At 64.1% G+C, this 1,246-nt stretch carries 1 protein-coding gene; it reads left to right on the top strand.

From position 1 onward, the window contains the following. Positions 1 to 1,016, top strand: a 1,016-nt coding sequence (locus tag ACFVJS_RS16450; RefSeq protein WP_378882206.1) for a UvrD-helicase domain-containing protein, incomplete at its 5' end; no start/stop codon positions are given. Positions 1,017 to 1,246: the final 230 nt, after the last annotated feature.

Raw genomic sequence — 1,246 nt, 5'->3', positions numbered from 1 at the left:
TCCTCGCCGCTGGGAAGGTCAGCCACGACGACGTGCGCGTTATCCTGCGCGTCGCTTTGCAACGCCCGAAGGTTCAGGTCGCAGTCGATGCATGGATGGCGGAGAACTTCCGCAGCGTCGTCGTCGACGAGATCTACGATGCAGACGAGCTGGACCTGCACGTCGTCTCGCAGGCAGCGTCGCTGGGCCTTGCGGTGACCGTCGTGGGCGACCCATGGCAGGCCCTTTACGGCTGGCGCGGCTCCACCCCAGAGAAGGTGCAGAGCAACCTGCTCGACCAGCACGACTTCCGCAACTTCGACCAGCCCGAGTCGTTTCGGTTCAAGACCGACCAGACGAGGGAGCTTGCTGGCCAATTACGCGGAGGCGAGAGCGTCAACGTGCCGTCGATCGCCAGCGACGAAGTCGATGTCGCCTTGGCCCGCCAATGGAAGCACCTGTGGCCGGCCGGCGAGAATATCTTGCCGCTGGCGTTTCGATCCGGGGCCAGCAGCGACACCGACGCGCTGCTGTGCCTGTTGCTCGATGTCGTGACGAGCGCGAGTCTCGGCTTGCAGGCGTTCAGCCGTCAGAACGCGCTGATCCGACTCGGGATCTCCGAAGACGACCTCGAGAACTTCCGGGATACCGTTCTTCGGCCCGCTCTTGAAGAGCTGGTCGCCAACCTCCCTGCCGCAGACGTACTGGAGAATCTCCGTGCCCGCGTCGGGAACTTCGGTCGGCGCCGGCCACGGAGAGGCCAAGCCGACGGCCTTCGCGAGGAGGAACTTGACCTTCTTCGGACTCGACTTCAGCGCAGCGACCTCATTGCCGGCCTCACCGTTCACCAAGCTAAGGGTCGTGAGTGGGACAGGGTCGGCGTCGTGCTGACACGAGCACAGGAACGAGAGCTCCATGTCGGTCTTCGAGAGCTCGAGCCTGAGCATTGCGTCCTCTACGTTGCACTGACCAGGGCGAAGTACGCCAGCGGATCACTGCACAGCCCTGGCGAGCTCGGCCTCACCGAGGAAGTCTGAAACCAGCTTCAGGCAACGGCAACCGCCTGAGGCGCGCTAGCAGAACGGGCCGGGTCGGCGCATTGATCGGGGACACCAGCTAACTAGTGCAGCAATCCCGAGTGAGTCGGAGACTCGGTCGGCGGTGGCTGCGGGGATCAGCGCCTTTTCTTCGCCTTCTTGCCGCGTACGAAGGGGCGGTGCCCAAGATCGTCTCAAGGTGCTGGAGTGCCAGTCGCTCGCTGACGACC

The sequence above is a fragment of the Nocardioides sp. NPDC057772 genome (genome assembly GCF_042798075.1).
Taxonomy (GTDB): Bacteria; Actinomycetota; Actinomycetes; order Propionibacteriales; family Nocardioidaceae; genus Nocardioides.
This window is presented reverse-complemented; position numbering and strand designations above follow the sequence as displayed.